The sequence below is a fragment of the Luteibacter sp. CQ10 genome, assembly GCF_040900725.1.
GTDB lineage: Bacteria > Pseudomonadota > Gammaproteobacteria > Xanthomonadales > Rhodanobacteraceae > Luteibacter.
Genome location: NZ_JAEUYM010000002.1, coordinates 167277 through 180762, shown reverse-complemented (window position 1 = coordinate 180762; position 13486 = coordinate 167277). Strand labels below are relative to the sequence as shown.

Genomic DNA, 13486 nt, shown 5'->3' with positions numbered 1-13486 from the left:
CCTATCTTCGACGCTTGCGGCGTGCTTCGTCGAGACGGCGTTGGCGCACGGACGGGCCGAGCAATCGCGGCAGCCATGCGGAAAGGGCCTGCGGCTCGATGCCCAGCTCGGCCAGGCCGTCGCTCTTGCCGACCGAATCGATCAGCAGCGTGCGGAAGTTGTCGGGCGTGAACGGCTTGCCGGGAGCGAAGCGGGCCACGTGGGCCTGCACGAGGCCGAGGGCGTCGGGCAGCGGCAGCACGGCACGATGCCGGCCGCGGGCGTCGCGGATGGCCCGCACGAGGTCGAACAGCGTCCACACCTCGCGACCGTAGAGCTCGAAGGTGCGCAATACCGAGATCGCCGGATCGGCCACCGCGCGGGCGATGGCTTCCACCACGTCGCCCACGTAAACCGGTGCCATCCGTGCGGACGGGCGCGGCAGGGGCATGACCGGCGCGAGGGCGAGCAGCCGGTCGAAGCGCGTGACCAGGCCGTCGCCCGGGCCGAAGATCGTGCTCGGCCGGTAGATCGTCCAGTCCAGCGTGGACGCCGTCACCAACGCCTCGGCTTCGCCGCGCGAGCGCAGGTAGCCCGAGGTGCCGGCCCCGGCGTTGAGCGCGCTCATCTGGTGCAGCCGATGCACGCCCGTATCCCGGCAGGCATCGACGACGAGGCGGGTGAGGCCCACGTGCGCGCGGGCGAACGTGTCGCGCCGCCCCTCGTTGAGGATGCCGACGAGATTGATCACCGCATCGGCCCCCGCGATGTGCCGACGCAATTCGGATACGTCGTAGACATCGGCGGAGACGACGCTGACGTGGCGTCCCACGGTCGCCTGCCGATGGGCCAGGCGGTTGCGCGACAGCAGGAGCAATCGGTGGCCGTCGGCGGCCAGTCGCGAGGTGAGGTGGCTGCCGACGAAGCCGGTGCCGCCGAGGATGACGATGCGTTGGGCTTTCATGGGGTCAGCGCGAGGGCTCCTCCGCGGTGGGGGCCGACGAGGCTTCCGCCGGTGCGGGTTCGGCGACGGCGGGTGCGCTCGGCGGCGTGGGTTGCGCCACGGAGGGCGCGGGGCACGTCACCGCACGGCGCACGGCACCGGTTTGCGGCAACGCATAGGCGCTGCCGATGCGGGTCATGCGCGAACCGATGGGCAGCGCGTTGCCGTTGAGGCGCCAGTCGTAGATCACCGCGAAGGCCATCACGCGGGCCACGTACTCGCGGGTTTCCTTGTAGGGGATGCTCGCCACGAACAGGTCGGGATCGAGCGTGCCGCGCGCCTCCACCCATTGGTCGACCCTGTTCGGACCGGCGTTGTAGGCGGCGCTCGCCAGCCACGGCGCGCCGTTGTAGCGCGCCGCCATCTGCGCGAGGTAACGCGTGCCGAGCACGATGTTGGTGGGTGGGTCGTAGAGGCTTTCGCCGCCGCTCCAGGACAAGCCGTTGCGTTTGGCGACGATGGCGGCCGTGGCGGGCAACAGTTGCATCAGGCCGCGGGCATCGGCGGTCGAGCGCGCGTCGCTCATCCAGGCGCTCTCGGCGCGAATGATCGCGTAGGCCCACGGCGCTTCGATGCCCGCCTGGCTCGACTGTTCGACGACACCATCCTGTCGCGCCAGCGGAAAGCGCTGTTCGTACAGGCGCAACGCGTCGCCGGACGACAGGCCGAAGACCGCGCGGTCGTACCAGCCCTTGCGGAAGGCGAGGTCGGCGGCGAGCCGCTGGGTGTCGGCATCGCGGCCGGCCAGCGCCGCGTTCCACTCGCGACGGCCCAGCTTCTGCAGGCCGACGGCGTAGAGCTCGAATGCGCGGTCGAGACCGGGATCGTTCAACAGGGCGGCCTCGCGCCGTTCGTCGGTGGCCAGGGTCGACGGACAGATGGCATACGAGGCGTCGATGCGATCGGCGGCGAGAAAGCCGAAGTAGGTGGCTTCCTGCGAGACGCGTCGATAGATCGCCTGCGCCTCGTCATGGCGACCGAGCTTGGCAAGCACCAGCGCACGGAAATAGCGCCACTCCCCGTCGTCCTTCTGCGAGGGGGCGAGGGCGTCCAGCGCGGTGAGCGCGGCGTTCCAGTCCTGCCGGGCCAGCGCGACGCGCACGCGCCACTCGCGCGTGCTGTCGGTTTGCGCACCGGGGGGAAGGGCCGCCAGCCGGTCGAGCGCCGACGCGTCGAAATCCGTGGCATGGAACAGCGCCAGCGAATTCTCGATCGCGCCCTTTTGCTGCTCGCTCAGGGCGAAGCGCGGCGCGAGCGTGGCCCAGGCGCTGTCGGCGGCGGTCGATTGCTTGCGCGCCATGCGTTGCAGGGCGAAGGTGACGGCTTGCCGATGGCGCGGGGTGTCGGGCCAGTCGCTGGCTTGGCGCAGGGCCGTGGCGGGATCGTTGAGCGCCAGAGCGATACGTTGCGCGGCGGGAGCGTCCGACGACGGCAGGCGCGGGGCCAGCGCCGCCACCGTGCCGCCCTTGCCCGCATCGGCGGCGACCTGGATGCGTGCCCATACTCGGTCGGTGGTGAGCAGGCCCTGGCCGGCCGCCGCGTCGATCACGGGGTCGCAGCTGTTGGGCAGGCTGGCTTTCTTCCACAGGTCGGCCAGGTCGCGCTCGAACACCAGGGGCTCGTTCCGGGAGAGCTTCGCCTGCAACGCGAAACACGCCAGCGAATCGCCCAGGCCGGGCTGGTACATGGCGGTGAACGTGGCCCAGTCCTTGCGCCGCGCCAGTTCGCCGAGGAAGTCGCGACGCAGGTCGGCGGCGGGAATCAGCCCCGGATAGCGGTCGAGGTAGGCCTGTACCGGCGCACGGTCCAGGGTGCGAAGGTCGTGGGTGAGCGCCGCGGCCTCGAGGTAGGGGAACAGGCTGTACCCCTCCAGCCCCGTGGCCTGGGCGCGCCATGCGTCGCCGCCCTGGGTGGTCGCCAAGGCGTAGGCCTCGCGGAAGCGCGCGCGTTGCGCATCGGTGCCTTCCGCGGAAGCGGAAGGCGTGTGGGCGAGCGCAAGGGCGGCAAGGGCGAAGCCGGCCAGGAGACGGATCATCGGTATTCCTTCACGGGTACGTACCGCATGATTGTAAGAAACCGGCGCGCAGGCCGGATGAACGGCATCGGCGAAAGGGAATCGCCCTGTCGCGTCCGGCCCGCTAAGCTAATCCGGATCGACATCCTCGCTTCACACTGGAACGGCATGCCGCCCCATACCTCCTACGCGCGGTTCGCGCGACCGCTCGCCTGGATCCTCCTCGCCGCCGCCGCCGTGTTCGGCGCCGGCTACTGGTGGCTGCTCGGCCGCCCGGTGAACCTGCCGGATTCGCCCACGGCCAAGATCGCCTGCGTGTCATACGCGCCGTTCCGCCTCAAGGGCGAAACGCCGTTCGACCTCAACGCCTTCATTCCCCCCGAGCGCATCGATGCCGACCTCAAGGCGTTGTCCACGCGCTTCGACTGCGTGCGCACCTATTCGATGGGCCAGGGCCTGGGCGCCGTGCCCGACATCGCCGGCCGCTACGGCATGAAGGTGCTGATGGGCATCTGGCTGGGTCGCGATCCGGTCGCCAACGAGCGCGAGATCAAGCTCGGCATCGAGGCCGCGCGCCGCGATCACGACAACCTGCGCGGCATCGTGGTGGGCAACGAGGTGATATTGCGCGGCGAGCTGTCGGAAAAAGCGCTCGCCGCCTACATCGCGCGGGTGAACGAGGCCACCGACGTGCCGGTGACCTACGCCGACGTCTGGGAGTTCTGGCTCAAGCATCCGGCGCTGGCCAAGGTCACCGACTACCTCACGATCCACATCCTGCCCTATTGGGAAGACGAGCCGGTGTCGCCCGAACGTGCGGTGCAGCATGTGGCCGACGTGTACCGGCAGATGAAGACCCGGTTTCCCGGCAAGTCGATCATGATCGGCGAAACCGGCTGGCCCAGCCAGGGACGCACGCGCCGGGACGCCAGCGCCAGCCTCGTCAACGAGGCGCGCTACCTGCGCGAATTCCTCGACTACGCGGCGACGGTCGACATGCCCTACAACGTGATCGAGGCCTTCGACCAGCCTTGGAAGCGCGATCTGGAAGGCACCGTCGGCGGCTATTGGGGGATTTTCGACGTCGATGCGAAGCCCAAGTTCGCCATGACCGGCCCGGTGGTCGAGGAACCGCGCTGGACCTGGGCCATCGGCGCCGGTGGTGCCGGTGCCGTGCTGTTCCTGCTGGTGGGCGCGGTTCGCCGTCGCTGGCACGGCCTTTCCGGCTGGCTGTCGCTGGTGTTGGCCGGGTTCGCCGCGGGTACCGCGCTCGCCGCGCATGCGCGGCTCCTGGCCCTCGCCTGTCGCAACACGCTGGAATGGGCGGTGGGTATCGGTATCGGCGCGGTCGCACTGTTCACGGCGTTGTCGCTGTCGCGCACCATCGCCGCGCGTCTGGCGTCGCCGATCAACCCCGCGGCCGTCGCCCCGCGTCCCGGCGAGCGGCGCATCCTGGGCATCGTGTGGTCGGGCGTGTTCACGCCGCAGCGATTCTTCTGGATGTTCGTGCTGACGCTCTACGGCATCCTGATGGTATTCAACGGCCGCTACCGCGATTTCCCGGTGGGCCTCTTCGCGCTGCCGTGCATCGGATTCCTGTTGCTCGCCGTGCTGCGCACCCGCGAGGAAGCGCTCATGCCGCTGGTGGAGGAGCGTTTGCTGGCGGTCTGGCTGGTGCTGCTCGGTGCCGCCGTGGTGGTGCAGGAGAACGGGGCCAACCTGGTGTCGTGGGGTTGGCTGGTGCTGAACCTCGCGCTCGCGGTACCGGTGCTCGTCGCGTGGTACCGGGCCCGGGAAGTCCGCGCTGCGTAGGATTCGCCGATACGATCGGCTCCCACCCCTTCGGTAGGGCAGGTCATCGAAACCGTGCTACCGACGGGGTGGGAGCCGATCGTATCGGCGATCCGGTATGCCTTAGCCTGCCGTGATGGCGGCGGCGTTCCAGCGGTCGTACTGCAACCGCACCAACCGCAATGCACCCACCAGCAGTGCCACCGCGCCGCCTTCATAGCAATACAGCTGCAAGGCGATCACGCCGAGGCAGGCCGCCAGCGTGGCCACGCCCGTGCCGCGCACGAACAGCGCGATCAACGCCACGACCACGGCTGCATAGCCGTAGGTGTAGTTGAGAAAGCCCTGCACGATCAGGTTGCGCGTGCCGCACCACCAGGGACCGTCACTGCCGTCGCAGGCGTGCGCCATGTCCGAGGGTTCGATGAAGCCGTAGCGAAGGGCGACGGCGCCGATCGCGACCAGGACGATGACGGCCCAGGGCAGGGCGGCGCGGAGTGGGGAGGTCATGGTGTGGAACTCATGTGCGCGGCGCCCGCGGCTTGCGCGATGGCGGGCGGCAGGCGGATTTCGGCCGCGAGCGGCAGGTGGTCGGAGAACGCACGGGGCAGCGTCCACGTGCGCTCGAGCGTGATGTCGGCCGAGGTGAGGATGTGGTCGAGCGCGCGCCGGGGCTTCCAGCTGGGGAAGGTGGGCATGGCATTGGTCGGCACCTGCAAGGCGGTCTTGTCGAAGAGCAGACGCATCTCGGGGCTCGACGGCTCGGTGTTGAGGTCGCCCATCAACACGGCGTGCGGGTAGGGCGCCAGCAGCTCGGCGATGAAGGCGAGCTGGCCCATGCGCGCGGCGGCGCCCAGCGAGAGATGGGCCACCACCACCACCAGCGCGTCGGTGCCCTCGCCGAAGCGGACGAACAGCGCGCCACGTCCCTTGATGCGCCCAGGCAGCGGGTAATCGATGACTTCGGTGGGTTCGATACGGCTCAACAGTCCGTTGGCCGAATGCGCCACGCGGGCCATGGGGCGATTGGGCTGGTGGCTCCAGAACGGCATGCCGGCGGCTTCGGCGATGTAGCGGGTCTGGTTGAGGAAACCCGAGCGCAGGCTGCCGGCATCGGCTTCCTGCAGCCCTACCACGTCGAATTCGTGCAGCAGGGCGGCGAGCGAGTCGAGGTTGGCCAGTTTCGACGGGCCGGGCAGTACCGCGTTGACGCTGCGCGTGAAGTAATCGCTGTACCGCTGGACGCTCGCGCCGGCGAGGATGTTGCAGCTCAGCAGGCGCAGGGTGCGCTCGGAGGCGATGGGGGAGGACGGCGTTGAGCGGGTCATGGCTTCTTCAGGGCGGGGCAAGGTCTCGTCGGGCCGTGGCGTCGGAGGATGCCCCCCGCCATGTGAACGGGGGGCATCGACCGGGCGGCGACTTACCTGCCGCCGTTGCGTTCCTTGTTCACCAGGAACATGACCACGTCGTTGAGCTGGTCGAAGTCCTTGATGTTGTTGCTGCGGTATTTGCCGTCGACGACCACCGTCGGCGTGCCTTCGACGCCCCAGGCCTGGATGAGCTTCGTGTCGCGTGCGATCTGCGCCTTGACGTCGTCGCCCTGGGCCACCTCCACGAACTTCGCGCTGTCGATGCCGTAGTTCTGCTTGTACCAGTCGGCCATCTCCTCGAGAGCGTTCAGCGGCATGTGCAGATCCCACTTGGCCTTGAACAGCTTGTCGGTGGATTCGTCGAGCTTGCCGGCCGGGACGAGCTTCGCCGCGGCGTAGTAGGCCTGCGCGAACGGCAGCCAGGCGTCGTTGAAGGCCGCCGGCATGCGGTGGAACGCGACATCCTTGGGCAGCTTCTTCTGGAGATCTTCCACCTTGGGCTCGTAGTGCGCGCAGTGGATGCAGCCGAACGAGAACACCTCGACGACCTCGACCTTGCCCTTGCCCGGATCCAGGCGCTTCGGCTCGGTGATGGACGCGTACTCCGCGCCGTCGGTGAAGCTGGGCGCCGCGCCTTCGGCGGGCTTGGCACTGCATGCCGTGGACAGGACCAGGGCGGCGAGCAGCAACGGGAGACGCTTGAACATGGAAATCTCCATATAATTTCGAGGGAAAGCGGTTACTTGCCCGCGGCTTCCTTGGTGATCAGCCACTGGGTGAGTTCGAGGGCCTGCGGGTAGCCGCCGGCGGTGATCGGGGTGAGCCGGTACTTGCCGTTCACGACGATCGTCGGCGTGCTATCGACCTCGTACGCGCGGATCAGTTCATCGGCGCGCTTCATCTTGGTGTTGATGGTAAAGGAGTTCGCGGTGGCGACGAATTCCTCGGGCTTCACGCCGTACTTGGCGTAGAACTTGGCCACGTCGTCGATGGTCGGCCAGCCCGACTCGGGCTTGGGCTTGTTGGTCTGCTTGTCGTAGATGCCCAGTTCGCCGCTCTTGAACACGGCGTCGAACATGGCGTCATGGCTCTGCTTGTCCACGCCGAAGACCTGGGCGGTGAGGTACGCGCGCTGCAGCAGCGGCCAGTTCTCGTCGGGGCGGAACGCGGCGGGGGTGAAGGTCATCACCGTGCCCTTGGGCAGGCTCTTGGCCAGTTCGTCGACCATGCCGTGGAACTGGAAGCAGGCCGGGCAGCCGTAGGAGAACACCTCGGTGACCTCGATCTTGCCCGGGGTGCTGGTCGGCTGGGCCGGATCGATGCGGAAGTACTGCTTGCCTTCCACCCACTTGCCGTCGTCGACGAACGGCTTCACGTCGGGGCGCTTGGCATCGTCTTCGCTGGGCGCGGCGGCCGGTGCGACGGCCGCGGCCGTCCCGGCGCCGGCGGGCGCGGTGCTGGCGGCGGGCGCGGGGGTCGCCGCCGTGGCCGGCGCGGCGGGCGCGGTTGCCGCGGGGGCGGTGGAGGTGGTCGCCGGCGCGGCGGGGGCGGTCTCCTGGTTGCCGGAGCCGCAGGCCGCGAGGCCGATCAGGGCGGCGCAGAGGAGAGGAAGGCGCATACGCATCGGTGGTGTCCTTTTCTTACCGTCGAAATGAGAACGGGCCCGACGGGCCCGTTCGATCGTCCAACTTTAACGCCTTCAGGGCGACGCTGGGGCGGCGGCCGGCACGGGTTCGTTCGTATGCAGGCCTTCGATGTAGCTGGCGACGGCGGCGATGTCCTTGTCGTCGAGCTTTTTCGCCACTTCGACCATGATCTTCGTGTGCGGGCCCGCCTGCGCCGGGTCGCGCTCGCGCAGCGCCTTCAGGCGCGACTCGGTGTACTTCGCGTGCTGGCTGGTGAGCTGCGGGTAATGCGCGCCCGGGTTGCCGCGACCGTCGGGGCCGTGGCAGGCCATGCAGGCGGGAATCCCGCGATCGACGTCACCGGAGCGATAGAGGCCCTGGCCCTGCTCGACGTAGGCCTGGTCGGCCACGCCCGGCAGCGAGGCCTTGGTGGCGAAGTACGCGCCGACATCGTGCATGTCCTGCTCGGACAGCGCCTGCGCGAAGCCCTGCATGACCGGGTTCGCGCGCTTGCCCGACTTGAAGTCGGCCAGCTGCGCGGCGATGTACTGCTCGCTCTGGCCGGCGAGGCGCGGGTACTGCGGATCGGTGGAGTTGCCGTCCATGCCGTGGCAGGCGCCGCAGACGGCGGCCTTGCCCTGGCCCGCGGTGGCGTCCCCTGGCTTGAGGGCCGCGCCGGCTTCGCCCGACGGCGTGGCGGCGGTGGCCTGCTCGCCCGTGGGCATGCCCGGCGTGGCCGGATCGGTGGCGGCATTGGCCCCGGCCTTGGCAGCCGTGCCCGACGGCGCGGGTGCGCTGGACGGCTTGGCGGGAGCAACGGACTGAGCGCCTGCGGCGCTCATGACGAGCATGGTGACGATGGCAGCGGCGGCGTGCCTGAACTTCATAAGTGTCTCCGGAAGGGGATACTTCATGACCGGGCGTGCTCCCTGCCACGCCTGAACCGAATGATTATGGCGGTGCCTTGAGAGCCCGGTCAAACCCATGCCGCTATACTGCCGGGCCCTGCTCGTGCAGCCCGGTTTATCCGACACGCCATGTCATCCAATCCGCTCAACGGTGCCCGCTTCGTTCTGGCCGCGCACGAAATCACCCAGTTGCCCTACGACCAGGGCGCCGAAGTGGCGTTCGCCGGTCGCTCCAACGCGGGCAAGTCGAGCGCGCTCAATGCGTTGACGGGCCATAACGCGCTGGCGCGCACGTCGAAGACGCCGGGCCGCACGCAATTGATGGTGGTGTTCGACCTCCCGCCGCTGAAGACGGGCGACGACGCCGCGCCGCTCGATGCGCGACTGGTGGACCTCCCCGGTTACGGCTATGCGAAGGTGCCCGAGGCGATGCGCGCGCATTGGCGCGGCGAGATCGACGCGTACCTCAAGATGCGCCGCAGCCTGCGCGGCATCGTGCTCATCGTGGACATTCGCCACGAGATGAAGGATTTCGACCGCACGATGCTGGATTTCTGCGCGGCCACCGAACTGCCGTGCCACGTGCTGCTGACCAAGGCCGACAAGATCTCGCGCGGGCAGGCGGCCAAGGCCCTGGATGCGCTGCGCAAGGACTTTCGCCAGCAGGGCGTGCAGGGGACGGCGCAGGTGTTTTCGTCGCTGGCGAAGACGGGGGTCGAAGAAGCCCGGGCGAAGATCATGGAACTGTTGCGGACGCCTCGCTCGCACGAGCGCTGAGGCAACCTGGATTCGACGATACGATCGGCTCCCACTCCTTCGGTAGAAAGCTAGCTACCGAAGGCACGCCAGCCGATCGCGTCGGTGGATCGCTCTAGCCGAACGTCTTCATGAAGACCGCACAAAGCCGCTCCATGCCCTTGCGATCGTCCTCATCGAACCGAGCCACCGTCGGGCTGTCCACGTCCCAGACCCCGAACAGGCTGCCGTCGGCCTTCACCAGCGGCACCACGATTTCGGAGTTGGACGCGGCATCGCAGGCGATGTGCCCGTCGAACGCGTGCACGTCGCGCACCAGTTGCGTCTGCCGCGTCTGCGCGGCGGTGCCGCACACGCCGCGGCCCAGCGCGATGCGGATGCAGGCCGGCTTGCCCTGGAACGGACCCACCACGAGCTCGGTGCCGTCGTAGAGGTAGAAGCCCGCCCAATTGAGGTCGGGCAGCACGTCGTAGACCAGGGCCGCGAAGTTGGCGGCATTGGCGATCGTGTTCGGTTCGCCGTGCATGAGGCCCGTGGCCTGCTCCGCCAGTTCGGCGTAAAGGGTGGCCTTGTCGGCGGTGTCGATGGCCTTGGCTTCGTACATGGCGGCGTCCGGACGTCTGCGGTTAGTCGAAGCCGTGTATGGTGCCACGTCCCAGCCAGCGCAAGGCCGCTCCATGATCCGCCATCTTTTCGTCGCCGGAACCGATACGGGCATCGGCAAAACCCACGGCGCCCAGACCCTCGTGCACGCCTTTCGCCACGCCGGCGAGCGCGTGGCCGGCATGAAGCCGGTCGCCAGCGGCTCGGCGCGCACGCCCGACGGCCTGCGCAACCAGGACGCCCTGGACCTCCAGGCGGCCAGCCATCCCCGGCCCGCTTATGCGCAGGTCAATCCGCTGGCGCTGGAAGAGGCCGTCTCGCCGCACCTGGCCGCCGCCAGGGAAGGGGTCTGCGTGCGTTGGGAGCCGCTGGACGAGGCGTTCGCGGCATTGGCCGCTACCCATGATCGCGTCGTGGTCGAGGGCGTGGGCGGCTGGATGGTGCCGTTGTCCGACGAACTGTCGATGGAGCAGCTCCCCCAGCGCTGGCAGCTGCCGGTGGTGCTGGTGGTGGGCATCCGGCTGGGCTGCATCAGCCATGCGCGACTCACCGCGCGAGCCATCGAGGCCGACGGCTGCCGGCTCGCCGGGTGGATCGCGAACATCATCGAGCCGGAAATGCCCCTCGTCGACGAAAACATCCACACGCTGCGCCGGCACCTCGACGCCCCCTTGCTGGGCACGTTGCCGCATCGCGTGGCGCCGGCCGAGGCGGCCATCTTCCTCGACCTTTCCCTCCTCGGCTGACGGCGGCTTCACGCGTCGCGATTTATGACGAAGGCATGACTACCTACTTTCTCTCCGTCAAGGACATCAGCAAGGCCAAAGGCCCGGATCCCGACCTCTCCTTCGAAGGCATCGGGCCGGAAAAGCTGGCCGCCGATATCGCACAGGCCATGCGTTCGGACGACCTGTTCCAGCGGTGGCGCGCCAAACAGCCCGAACCGGACGACGTGGACCCCTCGTTGGGCGTCACGGATCCCGGCGCCTCGGCCACCGGCGAACTGTCGCCGGGCGACAGGCACGACGTAACGCTGACCACCACCCTGCCCATGCGCATCGTTAAGCATCGTCTCAACCTGTTGATCGGCAGCAGCTGGGAACTGCGCGACACCCGCTGAGGCCCTGCGCCGATGCGGTTGGCGCCGACCGCATGGCCCCTGACCTCCGGCGGTTGTCCAAAACCGCCTCATGTGACTAGAGTCCCGACTTTGTCAGTCGCCAGGGGACACCTCCGTCCATGAAGGTCCGTACGCTCGTGATCGCCACCTCGATCGCCCTCACCGCCGCCGCCTGCTCGTCCCACAACGAGGCCGACAAGGGCGCCGCTCCCGCGAACGCGGGTACCGCGCCGGCGCCGGCCGCCACCACCGCATCCGCACCGGCCGCCCACGTGAATCCCCTGCTGACCCAGAGCGAATTGCCTTTCGAGGCGCCCCCCTTCGACAAGATCGTCGACGCCGATTTCCAGCCGGCGATCGAGGAAGGCATGAAGCAGGAACTGGCCGAGATCGAGGCCATCGCCAACTCGCCCGACGCGCCCACGTTCGACAACACCATCGTCGCGATGGAGAAGTCCGGCGCCCTGCTGGACCGCGCGGAGAAAGTGTTCTCGGCGCTCACCGGCGCCAACACCAACGACACGTTGCAGAAGGTGGACGAAGAGGAGTCGCCGAAGCTGGCGGCGCACCGCGATGCCATTCACCTGAACGATAAGTTGTTCCAGCGCATCAAGACCCTCTACGACAAGCGCGATGCCTTGAATCTCGACCCGGAGTCCAGGCGCCTGCTCGAAGTGAAATACCAGGCGTTCGTGCTGGCCGGCGCGCAGTTGTCCGAAGCCGACAAGGCCAAGCTCAAGGACATCAACAAGGAGGAGTCCACGCTCAGCACGAAGTTCACCAACCAGCTTCTCGCCGCCAACAAGGCCGGCGCCCTGGTGGTGGACGACGCCAAGGCGCTCGATGGCCTTTCCGATGCCGACATCAAGGCGGCGGCCGAAGCGGCGAAGGGGCGTGGCCTCGAAGGCAAGTACGTGCTGACCCTGCAGAACACCACGCAGCAGCCGTCCCTGCAGGGCATGAACGACCGCGCCACGCGCGAGAAGCTGTTCAAGGCCTCGTGGGAGCGCGCGGAGCACGGCGACGCCAACGACACGCGCGAGATCATCACCCGCATCGCCCAGTTGCGCGCCGAGCGCGCGAAGCTGCTGGGCTATCCGAACTACGCGGCATGGAACCTCGTCGACCAGATGGCGAAGACGCCCGAGGCGGCCGAGAAGTTCATGGAGCGCCTCGCTCCCGCCGCTATCGCCCGCGCCACCGCCGAGTCCAAGGACATCCAGGCCGTGATCGACCAGGAGAAGGGCGGCTTCCAGGTACAGGCCTGGGACTGGGACCACTACGCCGAAAAGGTGCGCAAGGCGAAATACGATCTCGACGAATCGCAGATCCGCCCGTATTTCGAACTGGACAACGTGCTGCAGAACGGCGTGTTCTACGCGGCCAACCAGCTCTACGGCCTGACCTTCAAGGAACGCAAGGACATCCCCGTCTACCAGCCCGACGTGCGCGTGTTCGAGGTCTTCGACAAGGACGGCACCTCGATGGCGCTGTTTTATTGCGACTACTTCAAGCGCGACAACAAGAACGGCGGCGCCTGGATGAGCAACTTCGTCGACCAGTCGAAGCTGCTCGGCAAGAAGCCGGTGGTCTACAACGTGGCCAACTTCACCAAGCCGGCGGCGGGGCAGCCGGCGCTGTTGTCGTTCGACGACGTGACCACGATGTTCCACGAGTTCGGCCACGCGCTGCACGGCATGTTCGCCGATACGCAGTATCCGTCGCTGTCGGGCGCGAACACCGCGCGCGACTTCGTCGAATTCCCCTCGCAGTTCAACGAGCAATGGGCGTCCGATCCGAAGGTGTTCGCCCACTACGCGAAGCACTACCAGACGGGCGCGGCGATGCCGGATGACCTCGTCGCCAAGATCAAGAAGGCGTCGAGCTTCAATCAGGGTTATGCGATGAGCGAGCTGATCTCGGCCGCGCTGCTCGACATGCAGTGGCACATGCTGCCCGCCGACGGGAAGAAACAGGACGTGGACGCCTTCGAGGCCAATGCGCTGAAGAAAGCCGGCTTCACCCTTCCGCAGGTGCCGCCTCGCTACCGCTCCAGCTATTTCCAGCACATCTGGGGCAACGGTTACGCGGCCGGCTACTACGCCTACCTGTGGACGCAGATGCTCGATTCGGACGCGTTCGAATGGTTCAAGGAACACGGTGGCCTGACCCGCGAGAACGGCCAGATCTTCCGCGACAAGATTCTTTCGCGCGGCAATACCGAAGACCTGGGCAAGCTGTATCGCGACTTCCGCGGCAAGGAGCCGTCGATCGAGCCGATGCTGAAGGATCGTGGACTGAAGTGATCCCGAAGGGC

General features: G+C 67.9%; 13 protein-coding genes. 5 read left to right on the top strand and 8 right to left on the bottom strand.

Annotated features, from left to right (window positions below):
* Position 1 precedes the first annotated feature (1 nt).
* Positions 2-943: a complex I NDUFA9 subunit family protein gene (locus JNG39_RS09690; RefSeq protein WP_368311071.1), complete on the bottom strand. Its 942-nt coding sequence runs from the start codon at positions 941-943 to the stop codon at positions 2-4.
* A 4-nt stretch (positions 944-947) separates the two neighbouring features.
* On the bottom strand, positions 948-3017 hold the full coding sequence (locus tag JNG39_RS09685; RefSeq protein ID WP_368311069.1) for a transglycosylase SLT domain-containing protein: 2070 nt from the start codon (positions 3015-3017) through the stop codon (positions 948-950).
* Between the two features lie 147 nt (positions 3018-3164).
* On the opposite strand from JNG39_RS09685, the gene JNG39_RS09680 reads away from it, so the two are divergent.
* The gene (locus JNG39_RS09680) at positions 3165-4808 is read left to right on the top strand and encodes a glycosyl hydrolase family 17 protein (protein WP_368311068.1); all 1644 of its coding nucleotides are present in this window, start codon (positions 3165-3167) and stop codon (positions 4806-4808) included.
* A 102-nt stretch (positions 4809-4910) separates the two neighbouring features.
* Here the strand turns inward: JNG39_RS09680 and JNG39_RS09675 are convergent, their stop codons facing one another.
* From JNG39_RS09675 to JNG39_RS09655, 5 genes are all read right to left on the bottom strand, one after another.
* Positions 4911-5297, bottom strand: coding sequence for a hypothetical protein (locus JNG39_RS09675; RefSeq protein ID WP_368311066.1), 387 nt, complete (start codon positions 5295-5297; stop codon positions 4911-4913).
* Positions 5294-6115 (bottom strand): endonuclease/exonuclease/phosphatase family protein, encoded by an 822-nt coding sequence (locus tag JNG39_RS09670; RefSeq protein ID WP_368311065.1) that lies wholly within the window; start codon positions 6113-6115, stop codon positions 5294-5296. The genes JNG39_RS09675 and JNG39_RS09670 overlap by 4 nt, the downstream gene beginning before the upstream one ends.
* 92 nt (positions 6116-6207) lie before the next feature.
* Entirely contained in the window at positions 6208-6864 is a 657-nt protein-coding gene (locus JNG39_RS09665) for a thiol:disulfide interchange protein DsbA/DsbL (protein ID WP_368311063.1), read from the bottom strand.
* Positions 6865-6896: 32 nt separating this feature from the next.
* On the bottom strand, positions 6897-7775 hold the full coding sequence (locus JNG39_RS09660; protein ID WP_368311062.1) for a thiol:disulfide interchange protein DsbA/DsbL: 879 nt from the start codon (positions 7773-7775) through the stop codon (positions 6897-6899).
* A gap of 81 nt (positions 7776-7856) precedes the next feature.
* Positions 7857-8669 carry a cytochrome c gene (locus tag JNG39_RS09655; RefSeq protein ID WP_368311061.1) on the bottom strand — a complete coding sequence of 271 codons (813 nt, stop codon included), beginning with the start codon at positions 8667-8669 and terminating at the stop codon, positions 7857-7859.
* Between the two features lie 150 nt (positions 8670-8819).
* Between JNG39_RS09655 and yihA the strand changes: the two genes are divergently transcribed.
* The gene (yihA, locus tag JNG39_RS09650) at positions 8820-9467 is read left to right on the top strand and encodes a ribosome biogenesis GTP-binding protein YihA/YsxC (RefSeq protein WP_368311059.1); all 648 of its coding nucleotides are present in this window, start codon (positions 8820-8822) and stop codon (positions 9465-9467) included.
* Positions 9468-9561: 94 nt separating this feature from the next.
* Here the strand turns inward: yihA and JNG39_RS09645 are convergent, their stop codons facing one another.
* A complete protein-coding gene (locus JNG39_RS09645; RefSeq protein WP_368311057.1) occupies positions 9562-10050 on the bottom strand; it encodes a GAF domain-containing protein in 489 nt (162 codons plus the stop codon).
* Positions 10051-10123: 73 nt separating this feature from the next.
* Between JNG39_RS09645 and bioD the strand changes: the two genes are divergently transcribed.
* From bioD to dcp, 3 genes are all read left to right on the top strand, one after another.
* Positions 10124-10795 carry a dethiobiotin synthase gene (gene bioD / locus JNG39_RS09640; RefSeq protein ID WP_368311055.1) on the top strand — a complete coding sequence of 224 codons (672 nt, stop codon included), beginning with the start codon at positions 10124-10126 and terminating at the stop codon, positions 10793-10795.
* 35 nt (positions 10796-10830) lie between these two features.
* Positions 10831-11169 (top strand): hypothetical protein, encoded by a 339-nt coding sequence (locus tag JNG39_RS09635; RefSeq protein WP_368311054.1) that lies wholly within the window; start codon positions 10831-10833, stop codon positions 11167-11169.
* A gap of 119 nt (positions 11170-11288) precedes the next feature.
* Positions 11289-13475 (top strand): peptidyl-dipeptidase Dcp, encoded by a 2187-nt coding sequence (dcp, locus tag JNG39_RS09630; RefSeq protein ID WP_368311052.1) that lies wholly within the window; start codon positions 11289-11291, stop codon positions 13473-13475.
* Positions 13476-13486 lie beyond the last annotated feature (11 nt).